Below are 22732 nucleotides of genomic sequence, written 5' to 3' on the forward strand. Positions count from 1 at the left end.
TGTACTTGATTTTGTTATACTGTTGCTCTTGTTCTTCAGTTTGCCAGGTCGTATATGTCCAAGCCGTATTTGATTGCTCCTTCTATCTTGTCTGCCGATTTTGCCCGTTTAGGTGAAGATGTCGAACGTGTTTTGGCGGCGGGTGCAGATGTCGTTCATTTTGATGTGATGGATAATCATTATGTACCGAATCTGACCTTTGGTGCGGGTGTATGTAAGGCGCTTAAAAGTTATGGCATTCAGGCACCAATTGATGTGCATTTGATGGTATCGCCAGTCGATCGAATGATTGGGGATTTTATCGAAGCAGGTGCAGACATTATTACTTTCCATCCAGAAGCATCTGATCACATCGATCGCTCACTGCAACTGATTAAAGCAGGTGGTGCTAAAGCTGGATTGGTATTTAACCCGGCAACGCCTTTGCATTATCTTGATTATGTGATGGATAAAGTCGATCAAATTTTACTCATGAGTGTCAACCCGGGGTTTGGCGGACAGAAATTCATTCCAATGACACTCGACAAATTACGTCAGGCACGCAAATTGATTGATGCCAGCGGTCGTGATATTCGCCTTGAAGTTGATGGTGGTGTTGGCCCAGCCAATATTCGCGAGATTGCTGAAGCAGGTGCGGATATGTTTGTTGCGGGTTCAGCCATTTTTGGAAAACCAGACTACAAAGCGGTTATTGATGAAATGCGATTAGAGCTGGCCAAAGTGGGCACTCAGTCTGTATAAGAGTAAACACTTTAATTTATACATGTCCTGTGGATAACTTTGTTTATAACTATATGGATAACCGTGTTCATAAGTGTATGGATAAACTGGTGATAGAATAATCAATCATAAAACAATTGCTTATTTACGCATCGGTTTTGGTTTAAAAAGCACGCAATATGCGTGCTTTTTTTACGAGTGAACGTTTCGAATAACATTTTATTTTTGGGTTGAAATGTTGTTAAAGTGAGTGCTCAAACTTCTAGCAATACGCACAATTATAAACTGAGCGATATAAATGAGGATTGAGCCTGTGCACGAATTTGGCTATGCTAGATAAGGGTATGTAATAGCAAAGACATCACTATTTTTTTTGGAGCACTGGGTTTGAACGTGCGTTTTCGTCGATATCGCTGGTTGGTGTGGCTCATGATGATCTTCATGAGCTGGAGCAGCTTTGCCATGGCATCGACAACGCTACAACACGCATCACTTTCAAATCAAGGCATCTCGCTGCAACATTTAAATCATTCGACGCATGATCATGGTGTCATGTCTGATTGTCATCAATCAGTGATGAAACATAGCCACGCCACACAGGCAACAGAAAAACCTGTCGGATCAGATTGTGCCAGTATCAATGATCATTCCAGTCAATTCTTTGCAGACTGCCAAAAATGTACACCATTACATTGTCAGATGATCAGTTGTGTCATGTTGGGCGAAATCCCCATAATCGCCTTGCCGACATCGTACACGCTGGTGTCGAGTACAGCCATAGACTATGGTTCAAATACTGAGAGTGGCTATCTCACAGATATTTTACGTCCTCCTAGAGCCTAATCTCGATTTAGATCTTTAACGTTTCACGTTTAATGTTTTTTAAATTTTGAGGTTAGTCATGAAATTAAAATTGCCAACCCTGTGGTTTGCTGCAATGTGTCTGGTGCTGTCCAGCACGGCCAGTGCAGTGGTAAAAACCTATCATCTGACGATTGATCAACACAACATCAATCTCAATGGAAAATCAGTCAGTAAAATCACGGTAAACGGGCAGTTTCCAGCGCCGTTGCTGGAATTTAACGAAGGCGATGAGGCCGTCATCCATGTACACAATAACTTAAAGAAAGAACAAACCGCACTGCATTGGCATGGATTATTATTACCCGGCTTGATGGACGGCGTGCCGGGATTCAACGGATTTCAAGGAATTCATCCGAATGGTGATTTCGTCTACCGTTTCCGTGTTCGTCAAAATGGCACCTATTGGTATCACGCTCATAGTAAGGGGCAAGAGCAAGACGGACTCTATGGGCCATTGATTATTTATCCAAAGCCAAGCCAGCATCAAGATGCAGCGCCTCCTGTGCAGCGTGACTATGTGGTAATGCTTTCAGATTCACATCCGACTCGTGGCGATCAGATTTTAAAAAATCTGAAGAAAGATGCAGAGTTTTATCAAAACCGCCGTGAAACATGGTCGGATGTGTGGCAACAGGTGAAGCATGAAGGCGCGAAAGCCACATGGCAAGATCGCAAAATGTGGAATCAGATGCGTATGCTGAAAACGGATTTGTCCGATGTGAGTGGTTATACTTTTCTGGTCAATGGCAAAGCACCAGACCAAAACTGGACCGGCCAATTTCTGCCAGGCGAACGTATTCGATTGCGTTTTATCAATGCCGCAGCAATGTCATTTTTTGATGTACGGATTCCCAATTTAAAGATGACGGTCGTGGCTGCCGATGGTCAACCTGTTCAACCTGTATCGGTAGATGAATTTAGAATCGGTGCTGCCGAAACCTATGATGTCGTAGTACAACCTCAGCACGATGCCTATCAGATTCAGGCCGAATCGATTGACCGAACCGGATTTGCTTTAGCATCACTCATCAATAAAAATGCCACTCATCTTAAAGCTTTTCCTGCACCTGTGGCACGGCCTCGCACTGTACTGACCATGCAAGACATGGGACACGCTCACATGAGTACACCTGCACAGGCACAAGACATGTATACCACTGAACATGATTCGATGCCGATGCAAGAAGATCATGCACACATGCAACACATGCCGATGGCCTCCATGGATCAGCAGCACATGATGCAAAACGATGATACCCGTATGCAGGGCTGGTCGAATGCCGCCACGCCAAAGGGTATGAAAGCCCTCAGTTACGCCGATTTACGTGCTCGCACGCCACAGACAGATCTGCGTGCTCCAGATCGAGAAATTGAAATTCGTTTAGGCGGTACGATGGAGCGTTATATCTGGACGATGAATGGACAAAAGTTTTCAGAGGCCAAGCCGCTTCAGGTCAAATATGGCGAGCGTGTTCGGCTGAAATTTATCAATGAGAGCATGATGGCGCATCCTATGCACCTACATGGCATGTTTGTACAACTTGAAAATGGTCAAGCACCTGAAAATCTTCCCTACAAGCACACCATTATTGTTCCTCCAGGGCAAACTGTGAGCGCACTTTTAACCGCAGATGAGGTGGGCGAGTGGGCCATTCACTGTCATTTGCTCTACCATATGTCGGCAGGCATGATGAATAAGCTGATTGTTGCGCATACCGATCACAACTCAGATACAGCATCAAGTGCTTCATCTGTCGCGGAGCTTGTACCAACGTCATCACAAGGAGCTCATCATGCGCATCACTAAAATGACCTTGTGTATCTGCATGGCATTAGGCAGTACAGGAACGATTGCACAAACTTCAAATGAGCAGATGTATACCCATTCTCACGCTATCATGCCAATGCCAACGACCACTCTAAAAGATACACATCTTGCATATCAGGAGTCCGATGAAGCGCAACATCATCGCGATCAGCACGGCGGACAGTGGTATCAGGCCACACAAGTGGATACTCAGTGGATGGTAAATACCCACGGCAAAGGTGCAGTACAATCGGAACTGCGGAGTTGGTGGGGAACAGATGAAAACAAGCTGTATCTCAAGGCAGAACTTGAGAAAGAAGAATCTGCGTCTGCTTCACGCAATATTTCTATGCGCTATAGCCGGATGATTTCTGATTTTTGGGATATTCAAACGGGCTTAAGGTATCGTGATGATGCATCAGAATCAGCAGATGAGGCACTTGATGGCGTGATTGCACTACATGGACTGGCGCCATACTTTTTTGAAACGGATCTCTCGCTGTTTATAGGCGCACATGGCTACACTGGCTTAAGCGTCGAAACCGAACGAGATGTGTTGCTGACGCAGAAGATTGTAATAAAACCGTATTTGAAAGCGGATATTGTGATCTCGGATCAATCGTCAGAAGCTGCTGAAACCGGTTTGAACGAGCTGAAAACCGGATTACAAACACGCTATGAAATTAACAAAAAAGTGATGCCATTCGTTGATGTTGCATATCATTATAAGCAGCATCCCACAGCACTTTTTTCCGTTTCAGATCGAGCGTGGTGGTATGGTGCGGGCGTAACGTTTAAGTTTTAATGTAAGTTTTTTGAAATAAGCCGCTGATCAACGTATCAGCGGTCACCGATGTAATGCTCATGGTGCATAAATGAATTTAAAACAGCAGTATCAAACCAATCTGATTACCGATGCTTTGCTGCATTCGCTGCACACTCAATCACCATGTACTGTGATGTCTCAAGAATTATTGAATATTCCAGTCGATGACGATCTCAACCGTCAGTTTATGAGTTTTTATTATTTGCCTGAGCTCACCCCCGTGACTCAGCAGCAAATTAGAACGTGCTTGAATAATTTAGACCATGTGGGTTATGTCGAGCTTGATCAGCAAACCCATCACTTGGCAATTTATCATGATGGCCCCGTACAGCCTATTGAAGCGCATTTAAATCAAAATGGAATTCAATTGGTATTTCAGCAAACCCAGACCAATTATATCCCTGAGCCAATCGACTGGTCTTATATGCAGCGGCGTAATCAGATGATTAGCTGGTTGCTTAGTATTAATCTGGTGATGCTGATCGTGACGTTCCTCACCGGAGTGATTGCTTCTTCTACCGCGTTGATGGCGCTCGGGTTGATTTTACTGAGCGATGTGATGATCTATGCCATGATGCTCTTTGCGATTCAGGAAAAACAAGTCGGCTTATACAAACTCACCCGCGCAGGCGTGTATTTACAATTGGGCTTAAGCCTGCTGTTGATGTTTGGTGTGGCCTTACAGATTGTGATGCGTCAATCCGCCATGTCGCAAATGGTGGTGCTCGTGGGGTTACTGGCGCTCCTTACCATGCTGGTGAATATGTGGTTGTTGATACAGACCCACGCGGCCGAACTGGATTTAAACTGGAAAACATTACTGAGTTTTTATGAAGTGGTATTTAGTCTTGCGGTGGTGATTGCGGGTTTGCTGTGCCTTCAACTTAATTCGAACTGGCCAGATATTGTGATGACAGTGCTCATGGTGATGTTCTTGCTCAATCGTTCCCGCAAAGTGTTTCAGAAAAAAACCTCGTTTGTGATTCAGTAATTGATTTTGTTATATACCAATAATGTGGGCTTTTGCTTTTTTAATGACCCATCCTATATTAAAGTATTGAAGTTGAGGAGGAACGACCTCCCCCAGAGTGGGAAAATTATCAGGCCGACCTGATTATTCAATAAGGATGTAAGCATGGCTTGGTTGATTCTGATTCTTGCTGGTTTTTTTGAAGTGATATGGGCGTACTCGATGAAGCTCTCTGAAGGCTTTACGCGCCTTGTACCAAGCGTTGTAACGATCATTTTTATGCTGTTAAGCGTTATTTTACTCTCGATTTCAATGCGTACACTACCGCTTGGTACTGCCTATACCGTCTGGACAGGAATCGGTGCGATTGGCTCATTTGTATTGGGGATTTTTCTATTGCACGAGCCAGTGAGTGCCATGAGAATGCTCGCTGCTGTCTTAATTGTTTCGGGTTTGGTTCTTATGAAACTGTCTACACATTAAGCCGAATGAAGTAATTTAAACCGATTCAAGCTGGCAATTGACCATCCACTTTATCCCGAACTGATCGGTAAAGGCGCCATAAAGGGCACCCCAAAAGGTTTTCTGTAGTTGCGTCTCGATGTGTCCACCTGCCGAGAGTAAATTAAAAAGACGTCGTGCCTCAGTCTCATCGTGATCCAGATTAATCGAAATATAGTGATTATTGCCTTTGCTGAGTCCGCGCGAGTCTGCTGCACAGAATTGTTCATTGATATCAGATCCCATCAGCACGGTATAGGCATTGATGGGTAAAGAGACATGCAAAATCTGTTGACGTTGCAGATCGGAAAGCGACTGGCCGTCTTCGGCGGGGATATCCCCGTATCGAGTGAGTTGTGCAAAATGACCACCAAATACCGATTGATAAAAGATAAACGCGGCTTCGGTTTCACCAGCAAAGTTGAGATAGTGATTAAGCTGCATCGGGGTGATCCTAAACGATGATAATAATGTTTTTAATTTAGTCTCTTTTGAGCAAAAAACAGTATTTTTTATCGGAAAATACAAAAAAACTCCCGCTGAGGCGGGAGTCATCATCTATAGATTTTTAGTGTTTCAGAGCAGTTCAATGGCCACCGCGGTCGCTTCACCACCGCCAATACACAAGGCAGCAATACCTTTGCGTCCTCCGGTACGTTTCAGCGCATGAATCAGCGTCAGAATAATTCGTGAACCGGTAGAGCCTACAGGATGGCCGAGCGCACATGCACCACCGTGGATATTCACTTTTTCGGTGTCCAGTTTGAAATCATCAATCGCACACATGGTTACCATTGCAAAGGCTTCGTTAATTTCCCATAAATCGACTTCATCTGCTTGCCATCCAGCCTTGTCTAAAACTTTTGCAATCGCACCTACAGGGGCAATGGTAAACTCTGAAGGGTGCTGAGAGTTGGAAGCAGTCGTAACAATCTTGGCCAGTGGTTCAAGTCCGCGCTGTATAGCAAGCTCATTTGAGCATAAAACTAGAGCCGAAGCGCCATCTGAAATTGAGCTCGAATTGGCAGCGGTAATGGTGCCATCTTTGGCAAAAGCAGGCTTTAAACTCGGAATCTTATCAAGTTTGGCGTTCAGGGGTTGCTCGTCTTGTTCGACCACAACATCGCCTTTACGCGAAGTGACCGTGACAGGCACAATTTCGTCCTTAAAATATCCAGCCTGAATAGCGGTTTGTGCACGTTGAAGCGAACGAATTGCGAAATCATCCATTTGTTGACGTGTGTAGTGACGCTGGCTGGCCATATCTTGAGCAAAAGAACCCATGAGCCGGCCAGTTTCGGCATCTTCCAAACCATCTAAAAACATATGATCTTTGACTTCGCCGTGCCCCATACGATAACCAGCGCGAGCTTTACTGAGTATGTAAGGTGCATTGCTCATTGATTCCATACCACCGGCTACTACAATTTGAGCGCTTCCCGCTTTGATCGCATCGGTGGCCTGCATCACGGCTTTCATGCCTGAACCACAAAGTTTGTTAATGGTCACAGCACCCGTTTGATCGGGTAAACCTGCTTGACGCATGGCTTGGCGCGCAGGCCCTTGTTTAAGACCAGCTGGGAGTACGCAGCCTAAAATGACTTCATCAACATCGTGAGGCGCTAAACCAGCACGGTGGATCGCTTCTTTAATGGTTACAGCACCCAACTCTGGCGCAGAAACTGAAGATAAAGCACCTTGAAAACCGCCCATAGCGGTACGTGCACCATTAACAATCACGACGTCTGTCATGTTATTTACTCCAAGTTCGTTATTATGCGGTTGTATTTGATCGTGACAGCAGTATAGTCAAAATTTAAGCTAATACTGCTTGTGTAGACAGCGGATAGCTAGACTGTCCAGTTCTCATGTTGGGCAATCGGCAAGGGTTTCGACACGAAAGTGCCCCATGCGGCTGATCACCAGACGTTTATGACTGACTTTTTGCGAACAATAAAAAAAGCTTCCATTTGATCCGATTGGCAAGCCACTTGCGGCCCGAAACATCAAATGGTTAGATTGCAAAGTGCCTTTCCAAGACAGCATGCCATAACGGGTATTCCAGTCTGTACTCGATAGCAGATCTTCATTGAGATCTCGCTGCCGGTTACGGTTTTGATCTAAAAATACAATAAAGCCCTTGCTCCAGTCATCGCTACAGGTTTGCTTGTCTATACTCGGGCAAAGCACAACGTTATGACGATACAGCACCGCATCGGACTTTGCTTTTTGTATGTGAATTGTGAGTGTTCTTGGGATATGGTTGGCTTCTTGAGTCGCCATAACATGCTGATAAGTCGGTACTCCGACACCAATTAAAATGCTTAAAACCGTGAGGGTAACGATAAATTCAATTAAACTAAAACCTAAAAAATTGTTATGCATAGTAAAGGAATGTCCATCATTTGTAGTTTTTTTCTTTTTTTAACAGTTGATTACCTTAAGCGTGTTGCAAAAATAAACGAATTGAAATATTTATTACCTAAGCGTTTTAATGCTGTTAAAATAAAGAAAGCGTGAAGAGTTGGTTATTCACAGAAATAAATTGAGTAAAAAGTTACCGAATTACAACGGAAATTGTAAGTAATTTTGTCAATAATTTACTTGATTAAAGTTATCAAGCACTTGGAAATCAGTTTAAGTGTTTGTATGATTCAACGTGAGTAGCTTAAAAATAAAACTGGGGTACAAAAATAGCTTATCTCAGGAAGCCAAATAAATTTTAGGCTGAGCTTGAACAACAAACAATTTGTTATCTCTGGAGGATATCCATGAAATTGAGTCGTATTGCACTTGCTACTATGCTTGTTGCTGCTCCACTAGCTGCTGCTAATGCTGGTGTTACAGTAACTCCATTATTACTTGGTTACACATTCCAAGACTCTCAACACAACAACGGCGGAAACAAAGGTGACCTAACGAATGGTCCTGAGCTTCAAGACGACTTGTTTGTTGGTGCAGCACTTGGTGTTGAATTAACTCCATGGTTAGGTTTCGAAGCTGAATATAACCAAGTTAAAGGTGATGTAGACGGTGCTCTAGCAGGTGCTGAATACAAACAACAACAAATCAACGGTAACTTCTACGTTACTTCTGATTTGATCACCAAAAACTATGACAGCAAAATCAAGCCATACGTATTACTAGGTGCTGGTCACTACAAGTATGATTTTGACGGTGTTCCACGCGGTGCGCGCGGTACAACTGAAGAAGGTACTTTGGGTAATGCAGGTGTTGGTGCGTTCTGGCGTTTGAACGATGCATTGTCTCTTCGTACTGAAGCGCGTGCAACTTACAACATCGATGAAGACTTCTGGAACTACACAGCACTTGCTGGTTTGAACGTTGTTCTTGGCGGTCACTTGAAGCCTGCTGCGCCTGTAGTAGAAGTTGCTCCAGTTGAGCCAACTCCAGTTCAACCTCAACCACAAGAGTTGACTGAAGATCTTAACATGGAACTTCGTGTATTCTTTGATACAAACAAATCAAACATCAAAGATCAATACAAGCCAGAAATCGCGAAAGTTGCTGAGAAATTGGTTGAATATCCAAACGCAACTGCTCGTATCGATGGTCACACAGACAACACTGGTCCACGTAAGTTGAACGAACGTTTGTCTTTGGCTCGTGCAAACTCTGTGAAGTCTTCACTTGTTAACGAATACAACATCGATCCAGCTCGTTTGACAACTCAAGGTTTTGCTTGGGATCAACCGATTGCTGACAACAGCACGAAAGAAGGCCGTGCAATGAACCGTCGTGTATTCGCTACGATCACTGGTAGCCGTACAGTAACTGTTCAGCCTGGTCAACAAGCTCAATAATCTGAGTTTGATCAAATAAAAAAGCAGCTCTTCGGAGCTGCTTTTTTTTGTCTGATTGAAATTAAATAATTCATAGTATTCACCTTAAAATTCGTTGTAATGCCCGTGTTTTAGCCATTGTTTGCTTTGTTTGCGATCACGGCGATGCTGTGTGCGCGGTTGTTCAGTTTCATGTAAGCCGCCTTTTTGAAGCAGTGGTGATAATGCGACTTTATTTCTAGCCTGAATTTTAGATGCAGCTTTGAGTTTCATCATGCTTCCTATTGGAAATTAAAGATTTGTGTAAGTGACTAATACCTCGTACAAAGGATAAAAAACCCAGCGATTGCTGGGTTTCATTGACAGTGTGACGGATAATCGAGTTGTTGTCTACTCTGTTAAGTGACTAGCATTACAGATCTTTATCTGCTTTGACATTCATCTCTTGGTAAGTCACCAATTTAGTTTTGTATTTCCATTTGTAGCCTAACCAGATTGCCAAAAACAATGGGATACTAATATACGTTGAGAGTAATCCCATCCAGTCGATTTTGCCACCCAGAAGGGCTTGATAGTTTTGTCCTAAAATAATAATCGAACATAAAATAAAAGCAAACCACGGTGCAAATGGAAAAAATTTGGCTCGATAGGCTAAATCTTCAAGTTTATAACCTTGTGCAACATAGCCTTTACGGAAACGATAATGTGAAATCGCAATACCTAGCCAAACAATGAAGCCACACATGCCTGACATGTTGAGTAACCAGTTAAAGACTTCCTGTTGTCCAATAAATGTGGTTAGGAAACACAAAGCTGCAATGGCTGTAGTGGCATAAAGTGCATTCATTGGCACGCCACGACGGTCAAGTCGAGCAAACCATTTTGGCGCACGGCCTTCTTTGGCCATATCCCACAGCATGCGGGTAGAGGAGTACATGCCCGAATTTCCAGCCGAAAGAATTGCAGTTAAAATCACTGCATTCATTAGACTTGCAGCAAAGGCAAATCCTGCTTTTTCATAGAGTAAGGTAAAAGGTGATAATGCAATATCTGAGCTATGCGCAGCTTGAAGCAGACGTGGATCGTCGTAGCTGACCAATGTGCCAATGATAAAAATACAGACCACATAAAACAGTAGAATTCGCCAGAAAATCTGTTTGATTGCAAGTGGAATAGTACGTTTTGGATCTTTAGATTCACCTGCCGCAACGCCGACCATCTCAGTTCCCTGAAATGAAAATCCAGCAATCATGGCCACACCAATCATCGCCTGCAAGCCGCCCACGAAAGGCGCGTCTTTGTATGTCCAGTTGCCAAAAGTGGCTATATTGGGTGTCAGCATGATTTTAATAATCATGGCCATCCCAATAATGATAAAGGCAATAATTGCGACCACTTTGACCATTGAAAACCAGAATTCACTTTCACCAAAACCCTTAACGGTCATGGCATTGATGGCAAAAATCACCACCAAGAAAATAGCACTCCAGTAAAATCCTGGAATGTCGGGGAACCAGAATTTCATAATCAACTGTACTGCCACCAGCTCAAAAGCTACGGTAATGGCCCAGTTATACCAGTAGTTCCAGCCCAGCGCGAAACCGAAGCCTTCTTCTACATAACGGTTACCATAGGTAAAGAAAGCGCCCGAGGTTGGATTATGCGTTGCCAGTTCGCCTAGACTGGTCATCAAAAAGTAAATCATGACGCCGATGAGCACGTAGGCCAGCAGGGCACCGCCAGGTCCCGCATTGGCAATAGTCGAGCCGGATGCAAGGAATAAACCTGTGCCAATTGAGCCACCAATGGCAATCATATTTAAATGACGAGCACCTAGCTTACGCTGGAGCTGATCAGGTTGAGTCGTTTCGCTCATGAAAATTCCTTACTTTCCTAAAGTTGCTTTGGCATAAAGCACCTTGAAGCCTTGTTGATCTGCTTTTATTTGACATTGGCCAAAGGCTTGTTCAATCAAAACGGGATAATTTAAAAAACGATTCGCCACGATCCACAATTCACCGTTTGCCTTTAAGTGTTTTTTTGCTGTTGTACACAGACCCTCACTGGCGGCATAGTCGGTATGAATCCCTTGGTGAAAAGGTGGATTACTTACAATAGCATCCAAATCCGATGGTGCATCATGAATGCCCGTTACCGCACAAAGCTGTAACTGATCCGGATTGAGTCCATTTAGACGAAATGTCATCTCTGTAGAACATAGTGCGAATGCATCCACATCCATGGCGTAAATCTTGTTTTGCGGATTTAACTGCGCTAAAGATGCACTTAATACCCCTGCACCACATCCGAAGTCGGCAAGTTTACCCGATTTTATCTGTTCAAGATAAGGTAAAAGTACGGCTGTTCCGACATCAAGCTGACGCTGACTAAATACACCTGGCAACGCACAGACCGTGAGGCTATTTTGTGCAACTTCAACCGTATACTGTTGTACCCATTGTTCAAGTGGTCGCAACTGCTCGGTTTTGTCTATTTTAGTCTGCCAAAGCTGGCAATGTCGTGCACTGTCCAGTTTTATGGTCTTGCCATAATCGAGTAACTGTTTGGCAGCACGTTCTACCCCCCCTTTTTTTTCACCGACCAAAAAAATAGACTGGCCTTGAGTGAGGTGACTGACCACCACGTGCAAAATATAGCGCAGTAGTTCTTTAGATTTGGGAACAAAAATAATCACCTGATCGGGTGTAACCGACGGAAAATGTACACCAAAACTGGTCACAATCGATTGCTGTTCAAAATATTGATGATCGGCAAAATTCCACGTCCAAACAGACGCTTGCGCGTGCTGATTCAGTTCATGGCATAAGCCATCGGCAGGCGGATTGATCAATAGCACCGTGCCAGAAAAATATTGATGCTGTCGAAGTACCACTTCACTGCGTGGATCCATCTTAATCTCTCATGAAGAACAAAGCCCAGTTCTCACTGGGCAAAATGTAAATACCATCTAAATTATTGTTTATGTTCAGGCAAAACAATATTTAGGATCAGTGCTGCAAGCCCACCAGTGGCCACGCCTGAACTAAAAATATTTTTAAACAATTCGGGTAAGTGTTCCAGAATTTGCGGTACTTGTGCAACACCTAAACCCAGTGCCAGTGAAATGGCAATAATCAGTAGGGCACGTCGATCTAAATGAATACCAGATAAAATATTAATACCTGATGCTGCCACCGCACCAAACATGACCATAACAGCTCCACCCAAAACCGCTTGCGGTACGGCTTGAATAATGCCCGCAACAGCAGGGAACAGTCCAAGTAAAATCAGCAGTACCGCAATCCAAATCCCAACATAGCGGCTGGCCACACCCGTGAGCTGAATCACGCCATTGTTTTGTGCAAATACTGAGCTTGGAAAGGTATTAAACAGACCCGCCAGTAGTGAGTTGGCGCCATTAACCAGTACGCCACCTTTAATTCGTTGCATCCACTGTGGGCCATTGACCGCCTGATTTGAAATTTTACTGGTTGCGGTAATGTCACCGATGGCTTCAAGTGAAGTCACCAGATAAATAAACGCCATTGGAATAAACAGACTCCATGAAAAACTCAGCCCAAAATGCATAGGCGTGGGAATCTGAACCAATGGTGTTTCATTTAAACCTGAAAAATTTAAATGACCCATAAAACCCGCAAGAATATATCCCACAATTAAAGCAATCAGAATGGCAGAACTCTTGATCCAGATCACCTGAATACGATTGAGAAGAATAATAATTGCCAACACCGTGCATGACATAATGAGGTTATCGCTGCTGGCAAAGGTCTGATCTTGCATGGCCTGATAACCACCGCCCATACTGATCAGGCCTTCTTTGATTAAAGTGAGTCCGATCAGTAACACCACAATACCAGTCACCAGCGGTGTAATCAGGGTTTTGATCCAAGGTAAAATACGCGATACACCCATTTCAATAAATGAGCCGGCAATCACCACACCAAAAATAGCAGCCATGACTTGATTGACAGGCGTACCGGCCGCCACCATAGCGCTACCAATCCCAATAATGGGGCCAATAAAGTTAAAACTGGTACCTTGCACGATCAAAAGACCAGCCCCCAGAGGGCCGACTTTTTTACATTGTAAAAATGTGGCTACGCCAGAAATTACCAATGACATCGACAAGATCATGTTGGTTTCTTCACGTGAAACCCCCAATGCCAGACAAATCAGCAAGCCTGGTGTCACAATCGGAACAATAATTGCGAGTAAATGTTGCAAAGCTGCCAAGAATGAGACAAACGGTGCAGGTCGATCATTCAAACCATACACAAGGTCGAGTTGATCGTTGTTTTTAGAGGGAAAATTGGAAGAATCAGACATGTAAAATCATCGGTCAGCTACGACAAGGTGGCGGTATTCTAATCGAGATGAGGGAAATAATAAAAGATAATAGACAAGAGGTGAAAAAAACGCGGCTATGTCAATAAACTGTCACTACTTTTATGTAGCATTTTTCTGTATAATTTGCCCTCAAGTTTTAGGCTTATCGAATTTTCATGTCAGATATCAAAAATCTCCGCAATATTGCAATTATTGCACACGTCGACCACGGGAAAACTACCCTTGTCGATAAACTTCTTCAACAATCAGGTGCACTTGGCGATCGCGCGGGTGAGATTGAGCGTGTCATGGACTCGAATGCGCTTGAGAGCGAGCGTGGTATTACCATTCTTGCAAAAAACACAGCAATCAAGTGGCTCGACAAACGTACCGACACCGAATACCGTATTAACATCGTAGACACCCCGGGACACGCCGACTTCGGTGGCGAAGTTGAACGTGTAATGTCGATGGTTGACTGTGTATTGTTGCTTGTTGACTCTCAAGAAGGCCCAATGCCACAAACGCGTTTCGTAACTCAAAAAGCGTTTGCACGTGGTTTGAAGCCAATCGTGATTATCAACAAAGTCGACAAGCCAAGCGCACGTTGTGACTGGGTGATCGATCAAGTATTTGACTTGTTTGATAACTTGGGTGCAACTGATGAGCAGTTGGACTTCCCAATTGTTTATGCATCTGGTCTTCGTGGTGTTGCAGGTCCTTCACCAGAAGAATTGGCTGAAGACATGACGCCGTTGTTTGAAACGATTGTAGACATCGTTGAACCACCAGCAGTTGATGTTGATGGTCCGTTCCAAATGCAAATTTCATCACTCGACTATAACAGCTTCGTAGGTGTAATTGGTGTTGGCCGTATTCAGCGCGGTTCAGTAAAAACCAACACACCTGTTACTGTGATTGATAAAGAAGGCAACACACGTAACGGTCGTATCTTAAAAATCATGGGTTACCATGGTCTTGAGCGTGTCGATGTAGATTCTGCATCTGCAGGTGACATCGTATGTATTACCGGTATCGATGCACTCAACATTTCAGACACCATTTGTGATCAGAAAAATGTTGAAGCGCTTCCACCATTGTCTGTTGATGAACCAACCGTATCGATGACTTTCCAAGTCAACAACTCACCGTTTGCTGGTAAAGAAGGTAAGTTCGTGACTTCACGTAACATTCGTGAACGTCTTGACCGCGAATTGATTCACAACGTTGCACTTCGTGTCGAAGACACAGACAGTCCAGACCGTTTCAAAGTATCTGGCCGTGGTGAACTTCACCTTTCAGTTCTAATTGAAAACATGCGTCGTGAAGGTTTCGAGTTGGGCGTATCGCGTCCACAAGTAATCATCAAAGAAATTGATGGCGAAAAACAAGAACCTTACGAAAACGTAACGTTTGACGTAGAAGAACAGCATCAAGGCGCTGTGATGGAACAAATGGGCCATCGTAAAGGCGAAATGACCAATATGGAAGTTGACGGTAAAGGCCGTATCCGTATTGAAGCAACTGTTCCATCACGTGGTTTGATTGGTTTCCGTTCTGAATTCTTGACCATGACCTCTGGTACAGGGATCATGACGTCAAGCTTCTCTCATTATGGTCCTGTGAAACAAGGTACTGTTGCGAAGCGTCAAAACGGTGTATTGATTTCTATGGTTCAGGGGACTTGCTTGGGCTATGCATTGTTCAGCTTGCAAGACCGTGGTCGTTTGTTTGCTAAACCACAGCTTGAAGTGTATGAAGGCATGATCGTGGGTATCAACTCACGTTCTGACGACATGGTGGTTAACCCAACCAAAGCGAAACAGTTAACCAACGTACGTGCGTCTGGTACAGATGATGCATTGACACTTACACCTGCAATTGAATACACGCTTGAACAAGCGCTTGAATTCATTGAAGATGACGAGCTAGTTGAAGTAACACCGAAGTCAATTCGTATCCGTAAGCGTTACTTGACTGAAAACGAACGTAAACGTAACCGCGCGTAATCGGCTCCGGCTCGATACAAGCAAGAAACTGCCAGCTCGTCTGGCAGTTTTTTTTGTTTAAAACGCGGTGCTAAAAACGTTTTATGTAGTTGAAATGTGAAATAACTTTTGTTTTTGAAGTAAAAAACAGTAAATTAAAATCCATAACTGACATAAAAGCTGCATTCATTTTAAGAATGTCATTAAAAAACAACGCAGCACTCAAGTGCTGTCTGGAGATTTTTCATGAGTATTATTCAAGAATTTAAAGAATTTGCTGTTAAGGGCAATATGATTGATCTGGCCGTCGGGGTCATTATTGGTGGTGCATTTGGTAAGATTGTCGATTCTTTGGTAAAAGACGTGATCATGCCGTTAATCACATTGATTACCGGAGGAGGCGTCGACTTCACCCAGAAGTTTATTGTGCTCGGGAACAATCCTGACAATCTGCAATCTTTAGATGCTTTGCAAAAAGCGGGGGTGAACGTGCTCACCTATGGTAATTTTATTACCATTTTGATCAACTTCCTGATTTTGGCGTGGGTTGTATTTTTAATGGTGAAACTCATCAACCGTATGCGCCGTAAACAAGAAGCTGCGCCTGCTGCACCAGCACCGACACCAGAAGATATTGCGTTACTGCGCGAAATTCGTGACGAGTTAAGAAAACGCCCAGAAGCTTAAATTCACCATCCTGTTTTAAAAACGGCACAAACAGTGCCGTTTTTTATGTACCAATTTTATTTGGCATGAATTTTTCTTATGAATTTGAGAAAATAACGATTCGTGCACATCATTTGAAATCCAGAGGATATTTTGGCAGTGAACAGACTTTTTGCTTATGGCACCTTGTGCCCAAACCGAGAAAACGCACACATTATGGCCAATATAGATGGAGTCTGGCAAAAGGCTTATGTTCGCGGCGTGATTCATACCTTGGATTGGGGGCCAGATCAAGGCTTGCCTGCGATTGTTCTGGATTCGGGCGCACCTCAGGTAGCAGGTTTTTTGTTTAGCAGTGATGAGCTAGACCAGCATTGGGATAGGTTAGACGAATTTGAGGGCTTTCAATATGAGCGTGTTCAAGTCGAGATTCAATTGGAAACTGGAGAAAAACTAGAGGCATGGACCTACCAGATGAACCAAAACGCGCGTAAATCTGCACATTGACAGATGTTAACAAGGCCACGATGACGGATATGTACCACGTGGCCGAGTTGCAGTGTTTAACGAAAATCGGTTCTAAATTTGATTTCCAGCAAATGAAAACCAAACTGGCTCTTTATTGGGCCATGCAAAATGCGTTCGGCGGCGCTAAATACCAGTTTGTCTATTACGGGAACTAACTGACCCTTTTTGACTTCGCCAAGCTCTCCGCCGCGTTTGGCCGAATTACAGGTCGAGTATTGCTTGGCAATGTGATGAAAGTCTGCACCTTGCTGAATTTTCTTTTTCAGTTGCTCTGCAAGATCTTTGTCCTTCACTAAAATATGTCGCACAATTGCTGTTTGCATGAATTAACCTCTCTTGCATCGTTTCGGGGCAGTACTGTTTAGCTTTAACGGCTGACACTGGGGACAAAATACACTGGCACGTTGTCCAAGCTTTATGTTTTCTAATGTGGTCTCACAGTTCACACACATTTCACCTGCACGGCCATAGGCCAGCAGCGTTTGCTGAAAATAACCGTTTTCACCCATGGCATTGGTGTAGTCACGTAATGTAGAGCCACCCAATTGAATCGCATGACTCAAAATACGTTTAATTTCAACCACCAAGCCAGCGATTTGCTCACTCGATAAGGTATTGGCTGGCTGTGCCGGATGAATGCCCTGATTAAACAGGCTTTCGGTTGCATAGATATTGCCTACACCCACCACCACATGATTATCCATGATTGCAATTTTTATGCCGACTTGTTTGGTGCGAAGCTTTTCATATAAATAGTCTGCGTTAAAAGCATCGCTGAGCGGCTCTGGCCCAAGGGTATCAATCAGCTTTTTCTGATGCTCATCATTGAGCCACAAAATACAGCCAAAACGCCGTGGATCGTGATAACGCAGCTCGGTGCCATCATCGAAAGTTAAAATCAGATGATCGTGTTTGCGCAGTTCATCTTGAGCCGTACACAGCCGAAAACTGCCTGACATCCCTAAGTGCCAGAGCATCTGATCGGTTTCAAACTCAGCCAAGATATATTTAGAACGACGCTTGAGCGCACGAAGTTCTTGGCCCACCAAACGTGAAATATCGTCTGGAATTGCCCAGCGTAATCTGGAATCACGTACTGTCACAGACTGGACGCGATGGTGTAGCAGGGGGAGTAAACTGGTTTTTGTCGTTTCGACTTCAGGTAATTCAGGCATTATCAGCTCAACTTGTCAAACCGATGTTAATATGGGGACGATCCTGTCACTTGTAAAGGGCAGGACGCATGCTATGAGCCTGTTAAAGATAGGCTGATTTTTTATAGACGTCAAAATGTGGCGTATTTACATAAAGATCTGATCAGACATCGATAAAATCGTTTTTTATCGATATGATAGTCAGACATTCGTTGGGCTTTTAAAACTTTTCTTTTTGGGTAAAGATTTCAAGATAAGGATAAATGAATGCGTTTTTTACGATTCAATACGCTTTCTCACTGCATATTTTTAGCAACAGGTTTAGGGGCGACAGGCTCTGTTTGGGCACAAGATACCGCAGACAACCCGCTGACACTCCCGGTCATTCAGGTTGAAGCGACCCGTACTGGCACCACATATTTGCAAACACCTGCATCTATTTTTCGTGTGGATGCACCAGCGCAGCAGCAATCTGCACAAGTGAATCTCACCGAAGTGGTGAAAGGGATTCCAAGCCTGCAAATTAATAATCGTGAAAATTATGCACAAGATTTGCAGCTCTCAATGCGAGGCTTTGGTGCACGCTCAACTTTTGGTGTGCGCGGCATTCGTTTATATGTTGATGGTATTCCGGCCACTATGCCAGATGGTCAGGGTCAAACTTCCAATATCGACTTAAGCAGTCTGGATCACGTTGAAGTACTCACTGGACCATTTTCATCTTTATATGGAAATTCTTCAGGTGGCACCATTTTAACCACCACTAAAGAAGGTCAGGGCAAAGATTCGATTGAGCTGGGATATTCTGGCGGCAGTCACGATAAAGGCCGTAGTGGCATTATTTTGCAAGGTGGTGCCAAAGCGCCGAACGAACCGAGTTATGTAATCAGTTCATCTTACTTCGACACAGACGGTTATCGTGACCACAGCGCAGCCCGAAAAGTATTGAACAACGCCAAACTGACTTGGAATCTAGATGATGGTTCAAAAATTAACTGGATTACCAATTATGTCAAAATCAATGCCGATGATCCGCAAGGTCTGACACGTGAGCAGTGGAAAGCCAATCCAAAACAACAGGTACCATTTTTAAAGCAATTTGATGTACGCAAAGAGATCGAGCAAACACAAACGGGCCTCACGTGGACCAAACCCCTCAACGATCAAAATGAATTGTATATGATGGGATATCTGGGGAATCGTCAAGTCACGCAATACCAGTCGATTCCAAAATCTACGCAAGATGCGAGTGAAAATCAGGCGGGCGGTGTAATTGATTTTGACCGAAATTATTACGGTGCAGACCTTCGCTGGACCGGAAAAGAATTGCTTCCTCACACCACGCTGAGTGCGGGTGTGGCGCTGGATTTTATGGATGAAGACCGTAAAGGTTATGAAAACTATATCACGGTCAATAATCAACCAAGTTACGGGGTAAAAGGAAAGTTACGCCGTAATGAAGACAATACGCTCTGGAATATCGACCCATATTTACAAGCCTCATGGCAGTTTTTACCGACTTGGCGCCTCGATACAGGGCTACGTTATAGCAACGTTCACTACAAATCAGATGATCAATATATTGTAGGTGTCAACGGCGATGACAGTGGCAAAACGGAATATTCGAAAGTATTGCCGTCTGCCGCCTTAAGCTGGCAAATTCAGCCTGAACTACTGGCTTATGTCAGTTATGCCAAAGGCTTTGAAACACCTACCTTTACCGAGATGGCGTATCGCCCGGATGGCTTGGGTGGATTTAACTTTGATTTAAATGCATCGACCAGCGATACCTATGAAGCAGGGCTAAAATCGCAAAATAGACTGGGTGATTTTACTTTGGCTGCATTTCAAACCAAAACCAAGGATGACATTGTCTCGGCCGGCAGTACCAACGGCCGTGCAACCTTTCGCAATGCCGATAAAACCTTACGTGAGGGGATTGAACTGACGTGGAATAAAGCCCTCTGGCGTGATCTGGTGGCTACGGCCAGTTATGGTTATCTCGATGCGACCTTCGATGCCGATGTACCAGCACGTGGAAGCGTCGCTGCCATTACATCAGGCAATAAAATTCCGGGTATTGCAAAAAATCAGGGCTATGTGGGAATCACGTGGAAGCCTCAAACGGGCTTCTATGCAGGGCTCGATGCACAGTACAACGACAAAATTTATGTCGATGATAAAAATTCTGATACAGCACCAAGCTACACCGTTATGGCAGCCTATGCAGGTTACGTGTGGAATATGCAAGCATGGAAGGTCAATGTATTTGGACGAGTGGACAATTTACTCGACAAAGATTATGTCGGCTCTGTGATTGTAAACGATGGTAATGGCCGCTACTTTGAACCTGCCGACGGACGTAACTGGAGTGCGGGCATCCGCGTAGTCAAACAGTTCTAATCTGAGAGAGTAAGCACTAAAATGGCGAAGTTATTTGAAGCAATTCAGTTTGAAAGATTGAGTCTGAGCAACAAAATCGTGATTGCACCGATGTGTCAGTACTCTGCAACCGATCAGGGTGAAGTGACCTATTGGCACGAGCAGCAATGGGCAAACTATGCGCTATCGGGCGCCGGTTTATGTATTATCGAAGCCACGGCGGTACAGCCCGAAGGACGAATCAGTTATGCCGATCTGGGGCTGTGGAATGATGAGCAGCGTGATCAGATCAAAACTTTACTGAGCAAAGTCAAACAACTTTCGCCGATGCCGTTTGCCATTCAGTTGGCGCATGCTGGCCGTAAAGCCTCGACAGACAAGCCTTGGCAAGGGCGTGGTCAAATTCCTGAAAACGATCCGCACGGCTGGCAAACGGTTGCACCGAGCAGTATTGGTTTTGGTGAGCACGATGCGCCGCCTCAAGCTCTTTCACTCGAGCAAATCCAGCAGATCAAAGACGATTTTGTGGCTGCTGCACGTCGTGCGGTGGAAGCGGGATTTGATTTGATTGAGTTGCATGCAGCACATGGGTATCTGTTGCACCAGTTTATGTCGCCATTGTCTAATTTACGAGATGATGAATACGGCGGTTCATTTGAAAACCGTATCCGTCTGACACTTGAGGTGCTTCAGGCCGTCAAGGCGGCGGTACCTGAAGGATATCCGGTGGGTGTGCGCATTTCCGCAACCGACTGGATGTCTACCGAGAGCTGGGATATCGAATCTAGTGTCGGTTTGTCAGAGGCGCTTGAGCAATTAGGCGCAGCTTATATTCACGTTTCGAGCGGTGGTTTACACCGTATGCAACAGATTAATGTAGGCGCCAATTATCAGGTTCCTTTTGCAGCGCAAATTAAGCAAAAAGTTGCAATTCCAGTGATTGCGGTGGGCTTGATTACCGAGCCAGATCAGGCCGAAGCCATTTTACAAAATGCCGAAGCCGATGCCATAGCACTTGCCCGTGCCATTCAGTACGATCCACGCTGGCCATGGCATGCAGCGGCAGCCTTAGGTGCCGAGATTGAAATCTCACCACAGTATCTGCGTTGTCAACCGCATGGTCTTAAGCAGCTTTTTAAACCGTTTCAACATTAATCATTTGAAAAGACGCAATTCAATTGCGTCTTTTTTTAGTTTTTAACGCAAGGAATCCCGTCGTGGTTGTTCAGGTCATTGTTCCGATTTTTCTGCTATTACTTGCAGGCTATATCAGCGTCTCCATTCGCCTGATTACGCCTGAGCAAATCAAGGCACTCAGTGCGTTTATTATCAAAATCGCCCTACCTGCATTTTTGTTATTTGCGCTATCGAACAAAACCTTAAACGACATCTGGCATCCGTCTTATTTTTTAGCCTATGGCGGTGGTTCCTTGGTAATTTTTGCCTTGGCTTTTTGTTTTTATCGTTACTTTTTTACTTATTCGCTCACCCCGACGGCAGTGATGGCCATGGGGGCTTCAATGTCAAATACCGGGTTTATTGGTACCGCTGTTTTGACCATGCTGATCGGTTCGCATGCTGCCATCTATATTTCGCTTACCCTGATTTTAGAAAATCTGTTGATTCTGGCTTTGGTATTGGCCTTGGCCGAAGCGGGGATGCAAGAAAAACAGGCGATTTTTCCATTGGTGATCAAAACGGCAAAAAGCCTACTCAAAAATCCAGTCATTATTGCAATTATTTTGGGAATGAGCTGTATTTTGCTCGATTTGAGACTTCCGGCACTTCTGAATCAATCATTGGAGTTACTCGGAAAAACGGCGTCGCCTCTGGCATTATTTGCAATTGGTGGCAGTCTGGTCGGCATGGGAATTAAAGCCTTAAACCTGCAAAGTGCACTTTTGGTCGGTATGAAAGTGCTACTCATGCCACTGCTTATTTTTAGCTTGCTTAGTGTTTTGCCTAATGTCAGTGAAGAAATGCTGCATGCCGGAACCATTTTGGCCGCTTTGCCCATGCCGATCGCCTTTGGTATATTCGGGCAAGCCTACGGACTCAATGAACGCGCGCTCACGCCGCTTATGCTCAGTACAGTTATTGGCTTTATAGGGGTGAGCATGCTGATTATCTTGTGGTGGTAGAGTCACATTTGCCCGATACAATCGGGCAAATGTGA

The 22732-nt window shown here is 44.3% G+C and carries 22 protein-coding genes; 13 read left to right on the forward strand and 9 right to left on the reverse strand.

Annotated features, from left to right (window positions below; translation table 11 throughout):
• Positions 1–54: 54 nt before the first annotated feature.
• From rpe to ADA42_RS02755, 6 genes are all read left to right on the forward strand, one after another.
• Entirely contained in the window at positions 55–741 is a 687-nt protein-coding gene (gene rpe, locus ADA42_RS02730) for a ribulose-phosphate 3-epimerase (RefSeq protein WP_025096140.1), read from the forward strand.
• Positions 742–1113: 372 nt separating this feature from the next.
• Positions 1114–1563 carry a hypothetical protein gene (locus tag ADA42_RS02735; protein WP_228137583.1) on the forward strand — a complete coding sequence of 150 codons (450 nt, stop codon included), beginning with the start codon at positions 1114–1116 and terminating at the stop codon, positions 1561–1563.
• 58 nt (positions 1564–1621) lie between these two features.
• Positions 1622–3391: a copper resistance system multicopper oxidase gene (locus tag ADA42_RS02740; RefSeq protein ID WP_048763481.1), complete on the forward strand. Its 1770-nt coding sequence runs from the start codon at positions 1622–1624 to the stop codon at positions 3389–3391.
• On the forward strand, positions 3378–4196 hold the full coding sequence (locus ADA42_RS02745; RefSeq protein ID WP_048763483.1) for a copper resistance protein B: 819 nt from the start codon (positions 3378–3380) through the stop codon (positions 4194–4196). Before ADA42_RS02740 ends, ADA42_RS02745 begins: the two co-directional genes overlap by 14 nt.
• 70 nt (positions 4197–4266) lie before the next feature.
• Positions 4267–5208 carry a hypothetical protein gene (locus ADA42_RS02750; RefSeq protein ID WP_004934920.1) on the forward strand — a complete coding sequence of 314 codons (942 nt, stop codon included), beginning with the start codon at positions 4267–4269 and terminating at the stop codon, positions 5206–5208.
• Between the two features lie 144 nt (positions 5209–5352).
• Entirely contained in the window at positions 5353–5670 is a 318-nt protein-coding gene (locus ADA42_RS02755) for a DMT family transporter (protein WP_004934921.1), read from the forward strand.
• Positions 5671–5685: 15 nt separating this feature from the next.
• Here the strand turns inward: ADA42_RS02755 and ADA42_RS02760 are convergent, their stop codons facing one another.
• From ADA42_RS02760 to ADA42_RS02770, 3 genes are all read right to left on the reverse strand, one after another.
• On the reverse strand, positions 5686–6132 hold the full coding sequence (locus ADA42_RS02760) for a VOC family protein (RefSeq protein WP_004934924.1): 447 nt from the start codon (positions 6130–6132) through the stop codon (positions 5686–5688).
• Positions 6133–6264: 132 nt separating this feature from the next.
• Complete coding sequence (locus ADA42_RS02765; protein WP_048763485.1) at positions 6265–7440, reverse strand: thiolase family protein; 1176 nt, start codon at positions 7438–7440, stop codon at positions 6265–6267.
• A 114-nt stretch (positions 7441–7554) separates the two neighbouring features.
• A complete protein-coding gene (locus tag ADA42_RS02770; RefSeq protein ID WP_048763486.1) occupies positions 7555–8073 on the reverse strand; it encodes a GspH/FimT family pseudopilin in 519 nt (172 codons plus the stop codon).
• A gap of 386 nt (positions 8074–8459) precedes the next feature.
• On the opposite strand from ADA42_RS02770, the gene omp38 reads away from it, so the two are divergent.
• Entirely contained in the window at positions 8460–9512 is a 1053-nt protein-coding gene (omp38, locus tag ADA42_RS02775) for an outer membrane protein Omp38 (RefSeq protein ID WP_004934932.1), read from the forward strand.
• A gap of 84 nt (positions 9513–9596) precedes the next feature.
• On the opposite strand, the gene ADA42_RS18555 is transcribed toward omp38, so the two are convergent.
• From ADA42_RS18555 to ADA42_RS02790, 4 genes are all read right to left on the reverse strand, one after another.
• A complete protein-coding gene (locus ADA42_RS18555) occupies positions 9597–9764 on the reverse strand; it encodes a hypothetical protein (protein WP_004934934.1) in 168 nt (55 codons plus the stop codon).
• 139 nt (positions 9765–9903) lie between these two features.
• Positions 9904–11367, reverse strand: a complete 1464-nt coding sequence (locus ADA42_RS02780) for an amino acid permease (RefSeq protein ID WP_004945517.1) — start codon at positions 11365–11367, stop codon at positions 9904–9906.
• A gap of 9 nt (positions 11368–11376) precedes the next feature.
• Positions 11377–12402 carry a class I SAM-dependent methyltransferase gene (locus ADA42_RS02785; protein ID WP_048763488.1) on the reverse strand — a complete coding sequence of 342 codons (1026 nt, stop codon included), beginning with the start codon at positions 12400–12402 and terminating at the stop codon, positions 11377–11379.
• Positions 12403–12464: 62 nt separating this feature from the next.
• The gene (locus ADA42_RS02790; protein ID WP_004934942.1) at positions 12465–13838 is read right to left on the reverse strand and encodes a uracil-xanthine permease family protein; all 1374 of its coding nucleotides are present in this window, start codon (positions 13836–13838) and stop codon (positions 12465–12467) included.
• 176 nt (positions 13839–14014) lie between these two features.
• Here ADA42_RS02790 and typA point away from each other — a divergent pair, with 176 nt between their 5' ends.
• The 3 genes from typA (at position 14015) to ADA42_RS02805 (ending at position 16999) form a co-directional block, all read left to right on the forward strand.
• A complete protein-coding gene (gene typA / locus ADA42_RS02795) occupies positions 14015–15847 on the forward strand; it encodes a translational GTPase TypA (RefSeq protein WP_004934944.1) in 1833 nt (610 codons plus the stop codon).
• Positions 15848–16072: 225 nt separating this feature from the next.
• Positions 16073–16513, forward strand: a complete 441-nt coding sequence (mscL, locus tag ADA42_RS02800) for a large conductance mechanosensitive channel protein MscL (RefSeq protein WP_004934947.1) — start codon at positions 16073–16075, stop codon at positions 16511–16513.
• A gap of 138 nt (positions 16514–16651) precedes the next feature.
• Positions 16652–16999: a gamma-glutamylcyclotransferase family protein gene (locus tag ADA42_RS02805; RefSeq protein ID WP_004945525.1), complete on the forward strand. Its 348-nt coding sequence runs from the start codon at positions 16652–16654 to the stop codon at positions 16997–16999.
• A 56-nt stretch (positions 17000–17055) separates the two neighbouring features.
• Here ADA42_RS02805 and ADA42_RS02810 read toward each other — a convergent pair whose 3' ends face one another.
• Together ADA42_RS02810 and mutM are read right to left on the reverse strand one after the other, a co-directional pair.
• Positions 17056–17343: a peptidylprolyl isomerase gene (locus tag ADA42_RS02810; protein ID WP_004934954.1), complete on the reverse strand. Its 288-nt coding sequence runs from the start codon at positions 17341–17343 to the stop codon at positions 17056–17058.
• A 3-nt stretch (positions 17344–17346) separates the two neighbouring features.
• Positions 17347–18195, reverse strand: coding sequence for a bifunctional DNA-formamidopyrimidine glycosylase/DNA-(apurinic or apyrimidinic site) lyase (gene mutM, locus ADA42_RS02815; RefSeq protein ID WP_048763490.1), 849 nt, complete (start codon positions 18193–18195; stop codon positions 17347–17349).
• 246 nt (positions 18196–18441) lie between these two features.
• Here mutM and ADA42_RS02820 point away from each other — a divergent pair, with 246 nt between their 5' ends.
• The 3 genes from ADA42_RS02820 to ADA42_RS02830 all read left to right on the forward strand — a co-directional run bounded on the left by ADA42_RS02820 (position 18442) and on the right by ADA42_RS02830 (position 22697).
• On the forward strand, positions 18442–20577 hold the full coding sequence (locus ADA42_RS02820) for a TonB-dependent receptor family protein (RefSeq protein WP_048763492.1): 2136 nt from the start codon (positions 18442–18444) through the stop codon (positions 20575–20577).
• A gap of 21 nt (positions 20578–20598) precedes the next feature.
• On the forward strand, positions 20599–21711 hold the full coding sequence (locus tag ADA42_RS02825) for an NADH:flavin oxidoreductase/NADH oxidase (protein WP_048763493.1): 1113 nt from the start codon (positions 20599–20601) through the stop codon (positions 21709–21711).
• A 62-nt stretch (positions 21712–21773) separates the two neighbouring features.
• Positions 21774–22697, forward strand: a complete 924-nt coding sequence (locus ADA42_RS02830) for an AEC family transporter (protein ID WP_004934967.1) — start codon at positions 21774–21776, stop codon at positions 22695–22697.
• Positions 22698–22732 lie beyond the last annotated feature (35 nt).

Origin of the sequence: Acinetobacter sp. 243_ASPC (assembly GCF_001054715.1) — a bacterium.
Lineage (GTDB): Bacteria > Pseudomonadota > Gammaproteobacteria > Pseudomonadales > Moraxellaceae > Acinetobacter > Acinetobacter soli.